The following is an 18813-nucleotide window of genomic DNA, read 5'->3' as shown; positions in this document are numbered from 1 at the left end:
GATGCCGTTGAGTGGCGATCTGCTGCATAGCTCAGTGTAGTTACGCTGAATAAAAAATTTTCTGTCAATAAGAGGAAATCAGTATGCTTTTCATTGTAAAATCAACCCATGACTACTCAACGTGTCAAACACACCACCCAGAAAAAGGTCCCTTTTTTAAGGAAACACTAGCTAACCTTGGAGATCACGGTGTGAAAGTTCATGCCCAATATTCAAACAGATTAGAACACGTTTTGTTTATAGTATGTGAGGCCGATACTTTTGAACAACTGGATGCGGCCTTCGATCCAATCCTTGAGATGGGGAACTTTGAGGTCACTCCTGTTATGAAGCGTGGGTGACTAAACTTTCAGCCATCCCATAGCATCAACTCACGGTGTTGTTCTAGATGATAACAGTGTATGTCTGACGTCAGCGCCTATGGGTCCAAATAGCGATCAGGCCGCACGACTGATCACAACCTCAGTGTCGGTTATAAACGAGCATGACGTAGCGTGAAACTCCTGCTCGCCCTCATAGCCATTATCGCAGCATGTCTCTTTACTGTCTCGAAGCTGTATGACGACAGACAGATTTTGCCCGCACCAACAACGTCAAGCCAACGCATATCAAGATCGACGTTGATGGTGCGGAATTCGATGTCCTCAAGGGCGCAAAATCCATACTCGCCTCATCGTCAATCAGGGACGTTTTTATCGAAATAGATCGCGTTAACCTCACCATCATTGATTACATGATTGCGCTCGGGTTCCGGGTCGACTGGACAGTCGAAAAGGAACACAACGTCGATGTCATGTTCACCAAAGAACCGGAAGCAGCCCCGGTGGTTTAGCCGACTACTGGCGTTTTGGCCTGAGCCATTCAAACCCCATCAGGGCCATCAGGGCAACCACCAGCATCACCACGCCGATCATCATGGTCACGGAGGCTGTACCCACCCTGTCGGCGATACTGCCCGCGACCATGGGGCTAAGCACCATGATCAGGTAATAGAGCGCGAAAAACAGGCCCATCCCGATGGCGGTGTTGCCCGCAGACAGAACCCTGGCCGGAAGCCCCATGGCTGGCCCCGCCGCCGCCCCGGCAAACAGCCCGAGCAGGATAAACACCAGCGCGACATGATCGGTTGTCATGGTCACCGGCAGCAGCATGGCAAACCCGGCAAGGCTGATGAAAATGACCATCACCGGCCGTTTCAATACATCGGCAAGGATGCCCCCCAGCGGGACCGAGGCCGCAATGACAAACAGCGTCAGGCTGATCATGCTGCTGGCCTCAAGGATGGAAAACTCCCGCTCGGTCAGCATGGTGGCGGCAAAGCTGAAGACCATGGCAATCGCCCCGTTATAGAACGCCCAGACGATGGATGCCAGAAACTGGCAGAGCAGGACCCGCCCCCTCAGGGGTTCAAGGGTGATGGCTGATGCCTGCCGCTGTGAAGGGGCCGAAACCATCACCATGAAACCGATCATGGCCAGAAGGGTGAAGAGACTGACGCTATGCAACGCCGCCGCAAGACCGGATGATGCCGACAGGATGGGCAGCACCACCAATGCCAGCGCGATGCCGATCGGCCATGAGGTTACAAATATCCCCATGGCGGTACTCAGTCTGCTGTGCTGGAAATAATCCACCACCAACTTTGACATCAGCACATTGAGGATCACCCCGCCAATACCGGCAATGATCCGGCCGGTAAGCTGCCATGACCAGTCCTGGGTGAAACCGGTCATGATGGCCCCCGCCACCATCAGCATCATCCCAGCGGTAACCGTTTTTTTATCCCCGAAAAACCGCCCCATTGCCCCACCGGGCAGGGCGATGAAAATACCCGGGATAAAATAAAGCCCGATCAGAAAGCCAACATCAGACAGGGAAACACCGAACGCATCCCTGTAGGGACCCGACAGGGCGGCCACTGACTGGAACTGAAACGCCATGCTCATCCGCGCCAGAAAAAGCACAGCCAGGATCATCCAGCGATTTTCAGACAGGGGGGAGGTAGTTACATGCATTAGTTACCGCTCACCAAAACCCTGACTTTCATTACAATAAACCGCCTCATCAGTATACACACCGCGGGGGGGGGAGGCTCAACATCAATACAAGTTTAATAGTCAAACTAGTTTACCTTTTTTAGTGGTTTTTGATCGGACTGGTTATAGGTTGAAGGTCAGCATAAAAGTTTTAACCGGTAAGGAGAAAAAGGATGCTTTTCAAATTTGCATGGACGCATACACCTGAAGCGAGAGACGAAACGGTAAAGAAATTTATGGCTACTGGTGGTATGCCACCTGATGGCGTTGAGTTTATCTCTAGATACCATAATCTAGATGGTACTGGTGGGTTTGTTATCCTAGAGAGTACGAGTGCGGCGGCGCTTGCTGACTATGCTCTTGATTGGAATGGCCTGATAAGAATAGAAATTACTCCCATTATGGATGATGACACAATCAGCTCAGTGCTTCCGAAGCATTTTAGCTGACTGTTCAAGAGTGACAGTTTAATTATTCTTCTGAGGTCGTTGTAACGATTACCCTAGATTGAATGAATGGCGAGTTCTGGAATTTGCTCTTGTTCGGTGGCGGAGACTTTGGCGCCGCCATCAAGGACGCTTGTGCCACCGCAACGAGACGCCTCTGACTTCTATGATTTTACGAAACCAGTGCGCCAAGAGTTACCTGATGCAGAGCGCATCTTTGAGGAAACTGAAAGCGGAGCTAAGCGGAACAGACCACAGCTTCAGCAAATGCTCGACTTTATCCGTGAAGGCGATGTGGTTCAGGTGCATGAGCTATCACGACTGGCCAGATCGCTGCGTGACTTGCAGGAGATCGTAGAGGTCATTCTCAAGAAAGGCTGCAGCGTATCCTTCCTGTCTGAGAACCTGACGTTCAAGCCAGATAGCGAAGACATCTTTGCTACGTTCCAGATGCAGGTGCTTGGTGCATTCGCAGAGATGGAACGAAAGCTGACACGCAAACGACAGACTGAAGGTATCCGCAAAGCAAAAGAGGCAGGACGATATAAAGGGCGCAAGGCAACTATTGACGCTGACAAGATTATTGATCTGCAAAAGAAGGGCCTGACAGCAGAACAGATTGCTAAGTCTTTGGGTATCTCACGTGCCAGTGTCTATCGTTACTACGGTGTCTTAGGGATTAACTGATGCCTGACAAGAGCCTGCAACAGCTATGGGATGAAACACCTAGAATGCCTAAAGTGGTGTTCTTTCAGCCTCTCTGGGAGCCGTACAACGCAGCAGCAGAACTCGTGCAGCACATCCTTGATAGTTGTGGTCTGACGAAGTCAGGCAAGATGGGGCAAAAGTATCGAACCATCATCGCCAGTTTGCTTCAGGCTGCAAAGTCGATTGATGCAGAAGGTCACAAGACGATTGCCTGTAGCCGCAACACAAACACATTCACGGGCTATTCTAATGGGATTGGTCGCAATGCCGTATGGCAAGTAGTTGATGCGCTTGATGGCTCTCTTCTGAAGCGTGTCGAGGGTTCGGGTGCATGGACAAAGCACACGAGTGAATATCTTGAGATGGTTGGCATGGAGTTCACCTATGCTCAGGTCACACATTACAAGTTCAACCCTGATGACGGGATTAAGAACAAGCTGCCACATGCTGTGTTTATGCAAACCCATGCGAAGCTGATCTCAGTCAACAAGGCTGAGACCCGTGGTGAACGCTATGATCGTAAGCAGTCAGATAAGAAGACGCCACGCTTGAGCTATACGGTGGCACAGAAGCGGTTTGGGCGTGATCTACAAATCCTAGAACATGAAGTTCGGCAGCTGTAACGATTACTACAAGAAGCACCCGTTACAGCTTCCCCGGAACGGCAATCAATCACCTGACTACGTAGCTGCAACATATCGGGTCTTCCACGATGGACGGCTTGATGCAGGCGGTAGGTTCTATGGGGTGTGGACAGGGATGCGTGAAGCAAAGCGCTTGGACTGCACGATAGATGGTGTGGAGCTTGTTAGCTTAGACATTAACGCATCACAGCCATTCCTGTTCTCTATGCTGATGGGAATGCATCTACGTCTGCCAAAGTCCACGTGGTTTGACCTTTATGCAGAGATACTGGGCGAGGCTGCCACAGAAGAAACAAGAGACAAGCTCAAGACTGTAGCTATGGAAGTGATTGGCTCAGGTAATGCCCACAAGGCTGGCCCATCAGATGACAAGAAGCACATGTTTAGCGCTGGGCAGTGGGAAGAATATCGTGATCTGTTGTTGGCCCATGTTCCTGCTCTGAAACATCTGGACGCAGATCACATGAATGGGCATGGCTTCATAGCTTATCACGAAGCGGAGATACTCAAGCAGACCCTGTTCAGGCTCATGAAGAAAGACATCCCAGCCTACTCTGTTCATGACTGCATTCTTGTCAAAGCATCACAGATGGCGGGGGCAATGTCGGTCTATCGTGACACTGTGAACGCTTATGTGAAAGCACATTGCATCAAGCACAAACGGGTCAGTGTCATGGATTGCTATCCTGCCATGAAGCTAACTCGTAAAGGCAAGATGCAGGAGCGTGTAATGGGAAGCCAAGACTGTTTGTGACAGCGTTCTTTGTCTTATTGGAGGAAGGACGACCTTAAGCAGACATTCTGACATAAGTCATTGATATGTATACATAAGTGAAATCAGGCCCTGTCATGCGTTGAGCTAGATGATGATGCCACGCTTCATCTTCTCAGAAGCGTCTATCTTTCCCCATGTACGCTGGCTGTGCGCAGATCGTAGTGCCTCTTCGAGCGCTTTCAGGGGAATGCCGTCCTTCTGATAAGCTGCCTGCAAACCCTTGTTTACCTCATTCTTCCAGCCACCAATGTAAGAAGAGAAGTTTGGATCAGCAGATGCAGCCAGAAACTTTGCCTGTAGCGTATGCCTGAAGCTATGGAACGCCAAACGTTTATCTTCGCCTCTCATTTGATGTATGCGCCTGTTGATTACGGCACTTGCAGCATCGGCCCCACCCCCTTCTTTCCTGCCATACTTAGGAAACATTGGAGTGCGTTCTGGATCGTAGTTTGTTTGAGAATTGAGACAGTGTTTGGTTCGCTCCACCAAATAGCCGTTAAGGCGATCAAAGACATCACCAAACAATGGAACCTGTCTATCAAAGCCGTCCTTTGTTACCCGCCTCAAGCGATTATCCGTGAAGTGTATAAATGGAATAGGCTCTTCATCATCGCCTTGCCAGAAGTCAGACATCATCAAGCCTGCAGCATCACCAATCCTGCAACCCGTGTGGTGGCCTATGAGTGCGATAAGCTGCGCTTCCTCATTCATTTGTGGCGCATGATCGTTAAAAAAGGTGTTAAGTTCCTCTGGTGTGAAAGCCCTTCGGTTCAGATTAGGTGTTTGCCCAAGCTTGACTTCATCTCTGTGTTGCTCTTCCAGAGCGCCTCTACGATTGGCGAAGGGGTTATTGTTTCGAGCATCTGCAGCCCACGCTTTCTTGGTCTTTCTTTCTGCAAGGTTATACATCGCAACAACCATGCTCAGTTCACGCCCCACAGACGACAGGGCTTTCTGACCATTGCCATCTTTCCTTTGCCGCAAGCGGTGAATGAACAACTCAGCATCTTCTTCCGTGATGCTATCAAGGGTACGGCTAAGACCCATGGCTGTATTCGTTTCGCCACTCAGTTGCAGCGCTAGCCTTTCAACCAATCGTCCAAGCCGCTTAACTTCCTTGCCCTTATCAAAGTCTGATCTCTTTGGGTTTGCCTGAATCTGCTCGCTGTACAGTTGTTGAGCTTTCTCAAGCGTGGGAACGCCATCTTTGTATGCGAAGCTGCTGTCTGTCTTGCCCAGAGCAAACTGTATCATAGCCTGATGGCTGTTCCATTCTTCAGGATTGCTTGCTGAAGATCTGTCTTTGACCAAGCCGCCGTTTCCAAGAGCGATGATCTCGTCACCATCGCCATCTTCAATCTGAAACGGAATAGGGATGCCCTGATACTCGGTTTGACCAGCCATTGAAGCCAGCGCAACATCATCCAAGTCAAGGTTTCTAAGGTGGCCCGCACCGTAAATAAAGTCATTACGGTCACGCAGGTATTTCTCCTGATCTTGTTTCGGTGCGTTGACCGTTGGTGCTTGCTGTGGATGGATGCCCCTCTTTCTTAGCTCATGCTCAAGGGCAAGGAGTGCTGCGCTCTTCGGCTGGTCTCCTGCAATGGCAAGTCTCCGCTCTTCTAGGTTCACTGAGATGTTGTAAATTTCATGTGCATAAGAGGCCTGTCGCTTGGCCTGTCTTTCATCCTTTGTCTTAAGTGAGACACGGTAGAAAAGTTCACTGAAACCTTTCTGTTTGATGCGACCACGAAGCGACACAGGAACACGCCTGATGTAGTAGTACCATCCGTTTGATCTGAGCGTGATGTATTGGTTTGCACTAGACATGCAGCTACCCTAGAGAAGTTGCATGTGTATCACAATATTGTAATCTGTGTATCACAAGCTAAATATATTAATACCGCATTTAATCAGTAAATCAATAAATATTGACTATAATGATACTATATATGGCTCCCTTCATAGGCTCCATCGCTGCGATCGCGGATCAGTGATGAGCCAGCTTTGACCGCAGCATTGGGTGGCAATCGTTCAAAGGGACGGTGACGGCTTCAACGGGTCTCGGGCTAGCATTCTGGTGCTGCATTCCCTTTCTTCTCTGAATAGAGCAAATGTAGGCCATGCGCGCGTTGTGATGCGCAGTCAGCGGGAGCTGGGAAGGATTTTGGATGCTGGATTTTATGGCGCTTCTGCCGATATGGGCCTTGCTGGCTGCTTTGGCGGTGACCTTCGCGGCGGGGTTTGTCAAAGGCTCGGTCGGGTTTGCGATGCCTTTGATCATGATCTCGGGCCTGTCACTGTTTCTGGAGCCGACCTTGGCGATTGCAGGGATCATCCTGCCGATTGTTCTGTCGAATTTCCTGCAAGTCGCCCGCTATGGCCGCGCCGAGGCTAAAGCCGCTCTTCTTGAATACTGGCGCTATATTCTGATCGTCTGTGTAATGATCCTGATCGTCGCTCAATTCGTGACGATCATTCCGACCCAGACCATGTATCTTATCCTTGGTGTGCCGGTTGTCGTGCTTTCCACCATCCAGCTTTTGGGGATCAAGTTCCATATCCCGCAGCATCGCCGCCGTTTGTCGGAATGGGTTGTCGGCGGTTTTGCAGGCGCGCTTGGCGGTTTGACGGGCACATGGGGGCCGCCGACAGTGCTTTATCTGATCGCGCTTGAGACACCCAAGGCCAAACAGATGCTGGTGCAAGGCGTAGTCTACGGGCTCGGCTCGGTCAGCTTATTGGCGGGGCATTTGAATTCGGGCGTGCTTAACTGGCAAACAGCCCCGTTCTCGGCGCTGTTGCTGATCCCTGCATTTTTGGGGATGCAGGTGGGCTTTCGCTTCTCCGACAAGCTTGATCCTGACAAATTCCGCAAACTCACCTTATTGGTGCTGATCATTGCAGGGGCCAATCTCGTGCGCCGTGGCGTGATGGGGTGACCCAAAGAAAAAGGCCGCAGCGGGGATGCTGCGGCCCTATTCCAAATCTGCGATAGCGCCTTACGAGATCGACGCGGCCTTCACATCATCATCGATGAACGGCACGTATTGGGCGAAATTATCCGAGAACATATTCACCAGCTTGGTGGCCTGCGCATCATAGGCGCTTGCATCGGCCCAAGTGGAACGTGGGTCCAGCAATGTGTCATCGACACCCGCGACGCTGACGGGAACGTCAAAGCCGAAATTCGGGTCCTTGCGGAATGTTGCATTGTTCAGGGAGCCATCCAAAGCCGCTGTCAAAAGCGCGCGTGTCGCTTTGATCGGCATCCGTGAACCCGTGCCATAGGCACCGCCCGTCCAGCCCGTATTTACAAGCCAGCAGGTGGAGCCATATTGCGCGATCTTCTCGCGCAGCAGGTTTCCATATTCTTCGGGACGGCGCGGCATGAAGGGCGCGCCGAAACAGGTTGAGAACGTGGGCTCAGGCTCGGTCACGCCACGCTCGGTGCCAGCAACCTTCGAGGTGAAGCCCGACAGGAAGTGATACATCGCCTGTGCAGGTGTCAGCCGCGCGATCGGAGGCAGGACACCGAAGGCGTCACAGGTCAGCATGATGATGTTTTTGGGGTGACCACCAAGGCCCGATGCGGAGGCATTGGAAATCTGCTCCAGCGGATAGGCGCACCGCGTATTGGCGGTCAGGCTTGCATCATCGAAATCCAGCTCGAGCGTTTCAGGGTCGAACACCATATTCTCGATCACGGTGCCGAAGTTACGGGTCGTTGCGAAAATCTCAGGCTCGGCCTCTTCGCGCAGATTGATTGTCTTGGCGTAGCAGCCACCTTCAAAATTGAAGATACCATTATCCGACCAGCCATGCTCGTCATCCCCGATCAGAACACGGCCCGGATCAGCGGAGAGCGTTGTCTTGCCCGTGCCAGACAGGCCGAAGAACACAGCGCTGTCCTCGGGGTTGTCCTTGGCGTGATTGGCCGAGCAATGCATCGGCATCAAACCTTTTTCAGGCAGGATGTAGTTGAGCAGGCTGAAAACGGATTTCTTATTCTCGCCAGCATATTCCGTTCCGCCGATCAGGATCAGCTTGCGATCAAAGTTCAGAGTGATCACCGTATCGGTGCGGCAGCCATGACGCTCGGGATCCGCTTTGAAGCTTGGGCAATTGATGATGGTGAATTCTGGCAGGAAGCCGTCAAGTTCGTCCCGCGCAGGGCGACGCAGGAGATGGCGAATGAACAGGTTATGCCAAGCCAGTTCGGACACGACGCGCACATCAAGGCGATGCTCGACATCAGCGCCTGCATAGAGGTCCTGCACGAAATACTCGCCGCCCTTCATATGCGCCTTCATATCTTCATAGAGGCGATCAAAGGCGTCAGCCTCCATTGGCGCGTTGTTATCCCACCAGATATGCGGCTCGACCGATGGGGTGCGCACAACGAATTTATCCTTGGGGGAACGGCCCGTGTATTTGCCAGTGGTGACAAGGAAGGTGCCGCCTTGGCCCAATTGGCCTTCATCACGCTTGAGTGCAGCCTCGATCAACGCAGGCTCGAGCAGGTTATAATACACATGACCCAGATCCGTCACACCTTGATGTTCCAGTGTCATCACTGGGTTCACGCGTCCTGTGGTCATGTCTTGTAAGCTCCCGTGCCGGTGTTTCACGGCCTCAAGTTGGAAATCATCAGGTGCCACCTCCGCACCTCAACGTAGCTAAACCTATAACACGCTGAAATTTTGTCTGAACAGGACGCAACAGCACAGTTAGCGCAATCACTTAGAAGATAACGCTAACAGCCTGTCAGTTCGGGAGTAAGATTTCGACTGCTGGCGGGGGATGCCGTCCTGAAACTGCGTCTTTCACGACTCATTAAGCCAAAAATGCAACGAATCACACGCATACGATGGTCGATTCGAAACTAAAGATTGATTCTCTGCGCCAGAAAGCTGAAAAAGGGAAAAAAATTATAACGAGCAGTATAAGGAATATCGAACATGTCGAGGATCGCACTCGTCGATGATGACAGGAATATTCTGACGTCGGTTTCAATGACGCTTGAGGCTGAGGGCTTCGAAGTTGAAACGTATAATGACGGTCAGTCCGCGCTTGACGCTTTCAACAAAAAACTTCCCGATCTGGGCGTTTTTGACATCAAGATGCCCCGTATGGATGGAATGGACCTGCTTCAGCGGCTCCGCCAGAAATCAAAGATGCCTGTCATCTTTCTGACCTCCAAGGATGATGAGATTGATGAGTTGATGGGCCTGCGTATGGGCGCTGATGACTACGTCAAAAAGCCCTTCTCGCAGCGTTTGCTGGTTGAGCGCATCCGCTCGATCCTGCGCCGCCAAGACGCTATCGCGTCTGACGAAACCGAAGCGCCCGAGGAAAGTCAGGTGCTTGTTCGCGGCGAATTGTCGATGGACCCGCTGCGCCACGCGGTGACGTGGAAGGGCAAGGATGTATCGCTGACAGTGACAGAATTCCTGCTGCTTCAAGCCCTTGCACAACGCCCAGGCTTCGTGAAAAGCCGCGATCAGTTGATGGATGTCGCCTATGATGAGCAGGTCTATGTTGATGACCGCACCATCGACAGCCACATCAAGCGCCTGCGCAAGAAAATGCGCAATGCTGATGATGATTTTTCGGCCATCGAAACGCTTTACGGCATCGGCTATCGGTATAACGAGGAGTAAATGTCCATAGCCTCGGATCTTCCAATGACTGCACGTGGGTCTTCAGAACGCACTGATATCGTATTGGGTGAAGATTGGGATCGTCCGCAAGGAGCGGTCGAGTCCGAGCTGAGGGCTGCGCGTCAGCGACGGAATGTTCTGTCGCTGAACAGATCGCCTTTGGCGCGCAAGATCATCTTGTTCAATCTGCTTGGTATTGTGGTTTTGGTTGCGGGGGTTCTTTACCTCAATCCGTTCCGTGACAGCCTTGTTTTGCAGCGCGAACAGGCCTTGGCCGTTGAGGTGCAATTGATCGCAGACGTCTTTGAAGCCAGCCTGCCGAGCAGCGCGCCGGCGGATTTGGTGACGGGTGATGGCGTCGATCCCGCCGAAGTCTTGGGGCGGATCGGCTTGACCGATGGTTTGGATGTTTACGTGTTTTCGCCCTCAGGCGATCTGGTGACATCAACGGATAGCGTCGCGCGCAACCCCGCGCGCCCTGTCCGTGGCCTCGAAGCCAGAGACTCGAGCACGATGTTGATCACCGACCTTCTGAACAGGGTTTGGGATGGCATCGCTTCGGTCCTGTCTGCGGACACGGCCGAGCTGGATGCCGTTGACCGTGAGGCTTTGGCCAGCTCCATTGTGGAAGATGCTTTGAGCGGCGCCACCGTTTTGCGCCGTGGCGTGGACCAAGCAGGCACCGTTCATACCGCAGCCTCGCCGATTGAGGGCGCGACAGGTGTTATCGGGGTCGTCGTGGCGGCCACAGCGGCTGGCGAGATTGACCTTCTTGTGCGGGCCGAGCGTGAGCAATTGTTGCAGCTCTTTGTCGTGGCTCTGCTTGTCTCCATCGGGTTGAGCTTGGTTCTCGCCTCGACGATTGCAAACCCGCTGTCTGATCTGTCAGCCGCGGCGGAATTGGGCCGCGATAAAAACGCACGCAAGATGAGCCCGACCCGCGTTCGTATCCCCGATTTGTCGGGTCGTCCTGATGAAATTGGCCGATTGTCGGGGGCTTTGCGCGGGATGGTTTCGGCCCTTTATGACCGGATCGATTCCAACGAACAATTCGCGGCGGATGTCGCCCATGAGATCAAGAACCCACTGGCCAGCTTGCGGTCTGCGGTTGTGACCATGGGCCTTGCCAAGACAGATGAACAACGCAAACGTTTGCTGGATGTCATCGAACATGACGTGCAGCGCCTTGATCGCTTGGTCTCGGATATCTCGAACGCCTCGCGGCTTGATTCCGATTTGGTCAAGGAAGACGAAGAAGAGTTCGATCTGATCAGAACCCTTGAAAATATTTCGGAATTCAATGCCGAGGAAGCATCGAAAAAGGGTGTCGAGTTTATCTCGGATCTGCCTGATGACCCGATCCGGATCAGTGGCCTTGAAGGACGGCTTGCGCAGGTTTTTGTGAACCTGCTGACCAATGCGATTTCGTTCTGCGAAGACGGCGATGCCGTACGCATCTGGGCGCGTCGTCGTGACAACAGGGTTTTGATCGTGGTCGAGGATACAGGGCCGGGTATTCCTGAAGAAGCGCTCACCAAGGTGTTCAAACGTTTCTATTCTGAACGTCATGTGCAGCAATTCGGCAATCATTCGGGCCTTGGTCTGGCGATCTCGAAACAGATCGTTGAGGCGCATGGCGGTGTCATTTGGGCCGAGAATATCCGCCCGACAGATGATGACATTACCTCCGAGCCACTTGGCGCGCGTTTCGTCGTGGGCCTGCCGACCTAATTGATGGCCAACCCCCCGATAGAGGACGACCGGCCCGCCCCCCTGCTGCTTACCGAGTTTGGGGAAGAGGTAGATGCGCGGCTGTTTTTACGCGGGACTGCCCTTTCTCTGAACGGCCAAGGTGTTCTTTTCCTTGGGCCATCAGGGTCAGGGAAATCCACCTGCGCTTTGGCGTTGATGGCGCATGCCGCACAGCTTATCGCGGATGATGGTGTTTTTCTTGAGGATGGAGGGCAAGAGCCGCACAGGCTTATGCGCCCAGAAAACAAACCTGAATTTATCGAAGCTCGTGGCGTGGGCTTGCTCAATTCAGGGCCTGTTTCTGCCCAAGCGCCACTGGCTTTGGTTGTTGATCTCGGCCAGAAAGAGGCGCATCGTCTGCCGCCTCCTAGGCAGGCCAGATGGAAGTCACAATCTTGTCGCTTGATCCTTGGACAGGATCAGCCAATTTTATGGGCTTATATCTTGCAAGTTCTTCGGGCCGGTATAGCTGTTCCGAAATAGAAGCGCACTCGAGCGAAGGGAATGGCGATGGATAGCGAAGATAGGCCAAGGCTTTCCGACCCGAAGCATGCGAGTGCCGAAGACACGTCTCGGGTGGTTTTTGTGTCGGGTCCGTCAGGTGCAGGGCGCTCCACCGCGATTAATGTGCTTGAGGATTTGGGCTTCGAGGCGATTGATAACCTTCCCCTCAGCCTTTTACCGCGCTTGACAGATGGCCCGCCCTTGGCGCGCCCGCTCGCTCTGGGAACCGATACGCGCAACCGTGATTTTTCTGCTCAAGCCTTGATTGCGGCGGTTGATCGTCTGGCCGTTGCTTCGAATATTCTGGCTGATCTGGTCTATCTCGATTGCGCGGATGAGGTCTTGGTGCGGCGCTATTCCGAAACCCGCCGCCGTCACCCCCTCGCCCCTGAGGGTGAACCCATCCGTGGAATTCAGATCGAGAAAGAGCTTTTGGCCCCCGTGCGGGCGCGGGCGGGCATTCTGATCGATACCAGCGATATCAGCCCCCATGATTTGCGCGAACAGATTCTGCGCCTCTTCGGCCCCTCTGGTAAGCAGACCCTTGCGCTTTCGGTGCAATCTTTCTCGTATAAGCGCGGCCTGCCCACTGGGGCGGATATCATTCTGGATTGCCGCTTTTTGCGGAATCCCTATTGGGACGAGGCCCTGCGCAGTGTCGATGGCCGTGATTCAAAGGTCCAAGACTTCATCTCTGACGATCCGCGCTTCAAACCTTTTGCTGATCAAGTGACCTCGCTGATCGAAACCTTGCTGCCTGCCTATATCGATGAGGGTAAAACCCATCTCACGGTCGCCTTTGGCTGCACGGGCGGGCAGCATCGCTCGGTCGCGATGGTCGAAAATTTGAGCAGCCACCTTGCAGAAGCCAGTTGGCAGGTGTCTAAAAGGCATCGGGAATTAGAGCGTAAGGGCATCGTCCCTACGCCTTGAACGCGGATTGCAGGAAAAATTTTGATCGGAATCGTGATTGTCGCCCATGGGGGCCTAGCGCAGGAGCTTTTGGCGGCCACTGTTCATGTGGTCGGTCCGCAGCAAGCCTTTGCCGCGATCTCCATTGGGCCCGAAGATGACCGTGCCGAGCGGCAGCGCGAGATTTGCGATATCGCGGATTCTGTCGATACTGGCGCGGGTGTGGTGGTGGTGACCGATATGTTCGGCGGATCACCCTCGAATTTGAGCCTCAAGGCCTGCAACCCCGAAAATCGTAAAATCTTGACGGGGGTCAATCTGCCGATGCTGATCAAGCTGGTGAAATCCCGCCATCTTGATGTGGGCATGGCAGTTGAACGCGCCGCGGAGGCGGGTCGCCGCTACATCAATTCTTTTGACGGGGCAGCACCATGAGTGAGACATCAAATCTGTTCGAGCTGGAAATCGTGAATGAGAAAGGCTTGCATGCCCGTGCCTCTGCGAAATTCGTTGAAACGGTGGAGGGCTATGACGCCACGGCAATCGTTCGCAAGGATGGGCTGAGTGCCGCTGGAGATTCGATCATGGGACTTTTGATGTTGGCAGCGTCTATTGGAACCACTATTGAGGTTGAAACACAGGGGTCTGAGGCCGACGCACTTGCCGAGGCACTTAAGGCTTTGGTCGCTGATAAGTTCGGCGAGGGACACTGAGCCTTACTTTCACAAGGCGGATACAAGGAGCGAGCTGGCTTGACCGATACGAGCACCCGCAATGTCGTAACAGGTCACGAGGCGCAGCCTCTGGGGCCGGTTGCCGAGGCTCCAAAGGTGTATGACCGCCGCAGTCTGACGTATTCAAATACCTTCTCCAGCCCCGTTATTCGCACGCTGATCCAAGCGATCGAATGGCTGACGGGCAAGATAACAATCATTCGTCGTGTCCGTCGCTTCGAGCAGATGGGCACCCCAACGGGGCAGGCCTTTTGGCCCGCCACGATGCAGGCCATGGGCATTGACTTGCAAACGCCCCAAACCCAGCTTGACCGTATTCCCGAAACAGGGCCCGTGGTCTTGGTTGCCAATCATCCACATGGCTTGGTTGACGGGATGATCCTTGCCGATTTGATCGGGCGCAGACGAAATGATTACCGGATCCTGACCCGCGCTTTGCTCACAGGTATTGACGAGAGTGCGGCCAGCTACATGATCCCCGTGCCCTTCCCGCATGAGGAAGATGCGCAGCGCAAGATGGTTGAGATGCGCAGCCAAGCGATGGAGCACTTGCGCGAACAAGGGCTGATTGCTCTGTTCCCATCAGGTGTGGTTGCCGCGTCTGAAACCATGTTCGGGCCAGCGATCGAGGCTGAGTGGAATGTGTTTACAGCCAAAATGATCCGCATGTCAGGGGCCACGATTGTGCCTTTGTGCTTCCAAGGGGCCAATTCGCGGGCCTATCAGGTTGCCAACCAGATTTCCCCGATCTTGCGGCAGGGTCTTTTGATCCATGAAGTGGTGCATGCTTTCGACAAGCCGCAAGCGCCGATCATTGGGCAGCCCATTTCGCCTGATATTTGGGAAGAGCAGATCAAGCAGCCCCGCCAATTCATGGCATCGCTTCGCGCGCATACGATTGGTCTGAAAGAGAACCCCGACGCGATTTATACCGGCTGAGCCAGCGCGCCAGCCTAGCGTGTCGGAACGGGAACCTCACCACGATAATCATAGAAACCGCGATCTGTCTTGCGCCCCAGCCAGCCCGCCTCGACATATTTTGTCAGCAATGGGCAGGGGCGGTATTTGGTGTCTGCCAAGCCGTCATGCAGAACGTTCATAATCGCGAGGCAAGTATCCAACCCGATGAAATCGGCCAGCTCAAGCGGACCCATAGGGTGGTTTGCACCCAGCTTCATCGACTCGTCGATTGATCTGACACTGCCGACACCTTCATAGAGCGTATAGACTGCCTCATTGATCATCGGCATGAGAATACGGTTCACGATAAAGGCTGGAAAATCCTCGGCGGTGGCGGCTGTTTTGCCGAGTTTGTCGACAACGGCCTTACAGGCGGTAAAGGTTTCCTCATCCGTTGCGATGCCGCGGATCAGTTCCACCAATTGCATCACAGGCACAGGGTTCATGAAGTGAAACCCCATGAATTTTTCAGGGCGATCCGTGCGGCTTGCCAGACGGGTGATCGAGATAGAAGAGGTGTTCGATGTCAGGATCGTATGGGGCTGAAGATGCGGCAGAAGATCTTCGAAGATCGCCTGTTTGACGGTTTCGCGCTCGGTTGCGGCCTCGATGACTAGATCGGTCGGGCCCAAATCCTTGAGCTGCAAGGTCGTGGTGATGCGGCCAAGGGCGGCCTCCATATCGGCCTCGGATAATTTCCCCCGAGACACCTGCCGCACCATGTTCTTCTCGATCACATCCATGCCTTTGGTCAGCATGTCCTGCGAGATGTCATTCAGGACGATATCATAGCCCGCAACAGCACAAACATGCGCGATCCCGTTGCCCATTTGCCCTGCGCCAACGATGCCGATTTTCTGGATGTCCATTGGTCTGATCCTGCCATTGGTTTCAGCTCAGACCATAGGCGGGCGAGCGGCAGGGACACAAGGTTAAACCTTGTTTCAAAACCCGTTCAACTTCGCGGTTTAGCCAATTGGAAAGGCATTGGATGCAGGCTGGCTTTGGGTGAGACGAATCAAGGTGGGTAGAAGCCATGAGCTTTGCACGTATGGGGCATGGCCCTTTAGATTATGAATTGGTGAATTTTGAGGGGACACCGCTGAGGTTTCGGGGGCCACAGCCCGATCCGGATGCGCCTTTCATGCTTTGTCTGGGCAGTTCCGAGACATTCGGCAAATTTGTGGCCGAGCCATATCCAGCAACCCTGTCCGAGCTGACGGGCCTGCCTGCAATGAATATGGGCGTCATGAATGCGGGGCTGGAAGTGATGCTTCATGATCCTGTGGTCCAAGAAATGATGACACGGGCCGAAGGCATCGTGCTTCAGATCATGGGGGCGCAAAATATGACCAACCGGTTCTATACGGTGCATCCACGCCGAAATGACCGTTTTCTGAAGGCCTCGGCGATCTTGCAGACAATCTACCGCGATGTGGATTTCACCGAGTTCCACTTTACGCGTCATATGCTCAACAGCCTTTTGCAATCCTCCCGTGATCGTTTTGAAATTGTCACAGATGAGCTTCAGGCTGCGTGGCTGGGACGGATGAAAGCGGTTTTATCGCGTGTGGAATGCTCTGTGCATCTTCTGTGGATGGGCCAGCAGAACCCTGCTGAGGAGGCGACTACCGATGATACCCTCGGGTCGGACCCGCTCTTCGTGACGCAAGCCATGCTGGATGAGGTGGCCCCCCTCGCGGCCTCGTTGACCACCTGCGTGGCAACGGCGGCGGAACAGGTTGCGCCGACCAAAGGCATGTTCTTTGCCGCGCGGGAGGAAGCCGCCGCACGCATCCTTCCTTGCCCCGAGATGCATAGCCGCGCCGCGCGGGCGTTGGCGCAGAAAATCGCTATGGTGAGCGCGCCGTAACATGATGCCCAAAAGCAAAACGCCCCACCTATGTGGCGGGGCGTTTGCGTATCGACCTTTGAAGGCAAATTACAGTTTCGACGACAATTCCGGAACCGCCTCGAACAGATCGGCGACCAGACCGTAATCGGCGACTTGGAAGATCGGTGCTTCTTCGTCCTTATTGATCGCAACGATGACCTTGGAATCCTTCATACCAGCAAGGTGCTGGATCGCGCCGGAAATACCGACTGCGATGTAAAGGTCAGGGGCCACGACTTTGCCTGTTTGGCCAACCTGCCAATCATTCGGGGCATAGCCTGAATCGACCGCGGCACGGGAGGCACCAACAGCGCCGCCGAGCTTGTCGGCAAGGCCTTCGATGATGGCGAATTGCTCTTCGCTGCCAACACCGCGACCACCCGAAACCACGATACCAGCCGAGGTCAGTTCAGGGCGATCACTTTCGGCGACCTTATCTTCAACCCATTCAGACAGACCATCGCTCCCCGCAGCCGAGATCGCCTCAACCGAAGCAGAGCCGCCTGTTGGGGCCGCATCAAACGTGGAGGTTCGGAAGGTGATGACCTTTTTGGCATCCGATGATGTCACGGTCTGGATTGCATTGCCTGCATAGATCGGACGCTCGAATGTATCGGCGTCGATTACGGCAGTCGCTTCCGAGATGATCATGACGTCCAGAAGGGCTGCAACACGCGGCATGATGTTTTTCGCATCTGTCGTCGCGGGTGCCACGATATGGCTGTAATCGCCCGCCAAGGATACAAGCAAAGCCGCTGTAGGTTCCGCCAAGCGGTGGCCCAAAGCGCCATCCTCGGCGCAGAGCACACGCGCCACGCCATCGATGGTTGCGGCCGTATCGGCTGCGGCTTTGGCGGAGGCGCCGGCGCATAGCACGGTGACATCGCCCAAGGACTTCGCGGCTGTTACAGCCTTGGCGGTGGCATCCATTGCCAACTCACCATTCGAGACTTCTGCAAGAAGAAGAACAGCCATCAGATCACTCCCGCTTCGGTTTTGAGTTTCTCGACCAATTCATCGACCGAGCCGACCATGACACCTGCTTTGCGTGTCTCGGGCTCGGTGGTTTTGACGACGGACAAACGTGGCGTGACATCAACGCCGTAATCGGCGGCTGTCTTTTCATCCAAGGGCTTTTTCTTGGCCTTCATGATGTTGGGCAGCGAGGCATAGCGCGGCTCGTTCAGGCGCAAATCTACGGTGACGATGGTGGGCATTTTGACCTTGATCGTCTGCAATCCGCCATCGACTTCGCGGGTGACAACGGCGTTGTCACCATCAATATCTACTTCGGAGGCGAAGGTTGCTTGCGACCATCCAAGAAGCGCCGAGAGCATCTGCCCCGTTGCGTTCATATCGTTATCAATCGCTTGCTTGCCTGCCAGCACAAGGCCGGGCTGCTCTTCATCGATCACGGCTTTGAGGATTTTCGCAACGGCCAGTGGTTCGATATCCTGAGTGACGTCATCGGAGGCAACGACGAGAATGGCGCGGTCTGCACCCATGGCCAGCGCGGTACGTAGGGTTTCTTGGGCCTGCTTCACGCCGATGGACACGGCAATCACCTCATCGGCCTTGCCCGCTTCCTTAAGACGGATCGCTTCTTCCACCGCGATTTCGTCGAAAGGGTTCATCGACATTTTCACATTGGCGAGATCGACACCCGTGCCATCCGCTTTCACACGGACTTTCACGTTATAATCAATCACGCGCTTTACAGGCACCAACACCTTCATTTGCACGTCTCTCCTGATTTTGATTCACGCTTTTTCAGCGATCTTCCTG

20 protein-coding genes and 1 pseudogene are annotated in these 18813 nt (G+C 53.8%); 15 read left to right on the top strand and 6 right to left on the bottom strand.

Translation table 11 applies throughout. The features are described 5' to 3' along the window. Positions 1–83: 83 nt before the first annotated feature. Positions 84–341, top strand: coding sequence for a DUF3303 domain-containing protein (locus ACTYEO_RS05225; RefSeq protein WP_449322647.1), 258 nt, complete (start codon positions 84–86; stop codon positions 339–341). 263 nt (positions 342–604) lie between these two features. After that, positions 605–832: pseudogene (locus tag ACTYEO_RS05220) on the top strand (FkbM family methyltransferase); the annotation flags it as partial. 4 nt (positions 833–836) lie between these two features. On the opposite strand, the gene ACTYEO_RS05215 reads toward ACTYEO_RS05220, so the two are convergent. After that, a complete protein-coding gene (locus ACTYEO_RS05215) occupies positions 837–1976 on the bottom strand; it encodes an MFS transporter (RefSeq protein WP_449322646.1) in 1140 nt (379 codons plus the stop codon). Between the two features lie 233 nt (positions 1977–2209). On the opposite strand from ACTYEO_RS05215, the gene ACTYEO_RS05210 reads away from it, so the two are divergent. From ACTYEO_RS05210 to ACTYEO_RS05195, 4 genes are all read left to right on the top strand, one after another. Then, positions 2210–2485: a DUF3303 domain-containing protein gene (locus tag ACTYEO_RS05210; RefSeq protein WP_449322645.1), complete on the top strand. Its 276-nt coding sequence runs from the start codon at positions 2210–2212 to the stop codon at positions 2483–2485. Positions 2486–2551: 66 nt separating this feature from the next. Continuing rightward, positions 2552–3169 (top strand): recombinase family protein, encoded by a 618-nt coding sequence (locus ACTYEO_RS05205; protein ID WP_449322644.1) that lies wholly within the window; start codon positions 2552–2554, stop codon positions 3167–3169. After that, entirely contained in the window at positions 3169–3813 is a 645-nt protein-coding gene (locus ACTYEO_RS05200; RefSeq protein WP_449322643.1) for a hypothetical protein, read from the top strand. The genes ACTYEO_RS05205 and ACTYEO_RS05200 overlap by 1 nt, the downstream gene beginning before the upstream one ends. Then, positions 3794–4588, top strand: coding sequence for a hypothetical protein (locus tag ACTYEO_RS05195; RefSeq protein WP_449322642.1), 795 nt, complete (start codon positions 3794–3796; stop codon positions 4586–4588). Before ACTYEO_RS05200 ends, ACTYEO_RS05195 begins: the two co-directional genes overlap by 20 nt. 105 nt (positions 4589–4693) lie before the next feature. Here ACTYEO_RS05195 and ACTYEO_RS05190 read toward each other — a convergent pair whose 3' ends face one another. Next, on the bottom strand, positions 4694–6439 hold the full coding sequence (locus tag ACTYEO_RS05190) for a DUF6538 domain-containing protein (RefSeq protein ID WP_449322641.1): 1746 nt from the start codon (positions 6437–6439) through the stop codon (positions 4694–4696). A gap of 341 nt (positions 6440–6780) precedes the next feature. On the opposite strand from ACTYEO_RS05190, the gene ACTYEO_RS05185 reads away from it, so the two are divergent. Then, positions 6781–7551 (top strand): sulfite exporter TauE/SafE family protein, encoded by a 771-nt coding sequence (locus ACTYEO_RS05185; protein WP_449322640.1) that lies wholly within the window; start codon positions 6781–6783, stop codon positions 7549–7551. A 60-nt stretch (positions 7552–7611) separates the two neighbouring features. Here ACTYEO_RS05185 and ACTYEO_RS05180 read toward each other — a convergent pair whose 3' ends face one another. Beyond that, entirely contained in the window at positions 7612–9210 is a 1599-nt protein-coding gene (locus ACTYEO_RS05180) for a phosphoenolpyruvate carboxykinase (protein ID WP_449322639.1), read from the bottom strand. 360 nt (positions 9211–9570) lie between these two features. Between ACTYEO_RS05180 and ACTYEO_RS05175 the strand changes: the two genes are divergently transcribed. From ACTYEO_RS05175 to ACTYEO_RS05145, 7 genes are all read left to right on the top strand, one after another. Then, positions 9571–10272 carry a response regulator transcription factor gene (locus tag ACTYEO_RS05175; protein ID WP_449322638.1) on the top strand — a complete coding sequence of 234 codons (702 nt, stop codon included), beginning with the start codon at positions 9571–9573 and terminating at the stop codon, positions 10270–10272. Continuing rightward, complete coding sequence (locus tag ACTYEO_RS05170) at positions 10273–12003, top strand: sensor N-terminal transmembrane domain-containing protein (RefSeq protein ID WP_449322637.1); 1731 nt, start codon at positions 10273–10275, stop codon at positions 12001–12003. Between the two features lie 3 nt (positions 12004–12006). Further along, positions 12007–12507: an HPr kinase/phosphorylase gene (locus ACTYEO_RS05165; protein WP_449322636.1), complete on the top strand. Its 501-nt coding sequence runs from the start codon at positions 12007–12009 to the stop codon at positions 12505–12507. A 27-nt stretch (positions 12508–12534) separates the two neighbouring features. Beyond that, positions 12535–13461, top strand: coding sequence for an RNase adapter RapZ (gene rapZ, locus ACTYEO_RS05160; protein ID WP_449322635.1), 927 nt, complete (start codon positions 12535–12537; stop codon positions 13459–13461). A gap of 21 nt (positions 13462–13482) precedes the next feature. Next, positions 13483–13875, top strand: coding sequence for a PTS sugar transporter subunit IIA (locus tag ACTYEO_RS05155; protein WP_449322634.1), 393 nt, complete (start codon positions 13483–13485; stop codon positions 13873–13875). Continuing rightward, on the top strand, positions 13872–14153 hold the full coding sequence (locus ACTYEO_RS05150) for an HPr family phosphocarrier protein (RefSeq protein WP_449322633.1): 282 nt from the start codon (positions 13872–13874) through the stop codon (positions 14151–14153). The genes ACTYEO_RS05155 and ACTYEO_RS05150 overlap by 4 nt, the downstream gene beginning before the upstream one ends. A gap of 90 nt (positions 14154–14243) precedes the next feature. Beyond that, positions 14244–15113 carry a lysophospholipid acyltransferase family protein gene (locus tag ACTYEO_RS05145; RefSeq protein WP_449322665.1) on the top strand — a complete coding sequence of 290 codons (870 nt, stop codon included), beginning with the start codon at positions 14244–14246 and terminating at the stop codon, positions 15111–15113. A 14-nt stretch (positions 15114–15127) separates the two neighbouring features. Here the strand turns inward: ACTYEO_RS05145 and ACTYEO_RS05140 are convergent, their stop codons facing one another. Then, the gene (locus ACTYEO_RS05140; RefSeq protein WP_449322632.1) at positions 15128–16003 is read right to left on the bottom strand and encodes a 3-hydroxybutyryl-CoA dehydrogenase; all 876 of its coding nucleotides are present in this window, start codon (positions 16001–16003) and stop codon (positions 15128–15130) included. 167 nt (positions 16004–16170) lie between these two features. On the opposite strand from ACTYEO_RS05140, the gene ACTYEO_RS05135 reads away from it, so the two are divergent. Next, a complete protein-coding gene (locus ACTYEO_RS05135; RefSeq protein ID WP_449322631.1) occupies positions 16171–17007 on the top strand; it encodes a DUF6473 family protein in 837 nt (278 codons plus the stop codon). A gap of 69 nt (positions 17008–17076) precedes the next feature. Here the strand turns inward: ACTYEO_RS05135 and ACTYEO_RS05130 are convergent, their stop codons facing one another. Next, complete coding sequence (locus tag ACTYEO_RS05130; protein ID WP_449322630.1) at positions 17077–18003, bottom strand: electron transfer flavoprotein subunit alpha/FixB family protein; 927 nt, start codon at positions 18001–18003, stop codon at positions 17077–17079. After that, the gene (locus ACTYEO_RS05125) at positions 18003–18764 is read right to left on the bottom strand and encodes an electron transfer flavoprotein subunit beta/FixA family protein (protein ID WP_449322629.1); all 762 of its coding nucleotides are present in this window, start codon (positions 18762–18764) and stop codon (positions 18003–18005) included. Before ACTYEO_RS05125 ends, ACTYEO_RS05130 begins: the two co-directional genes overlap by 1 nt. Between the last annotated feature and the right edge of the window lie 49 nt (positions 18765–18813).

It is taken from the genome of Rhodophyticola sp. SM2404 (assembly GCF_053570515.1).
Note: the sequence above shows the minus strand (reverse complement) of the source record. Positions and strands in the feature narration are given on the sequence as shown.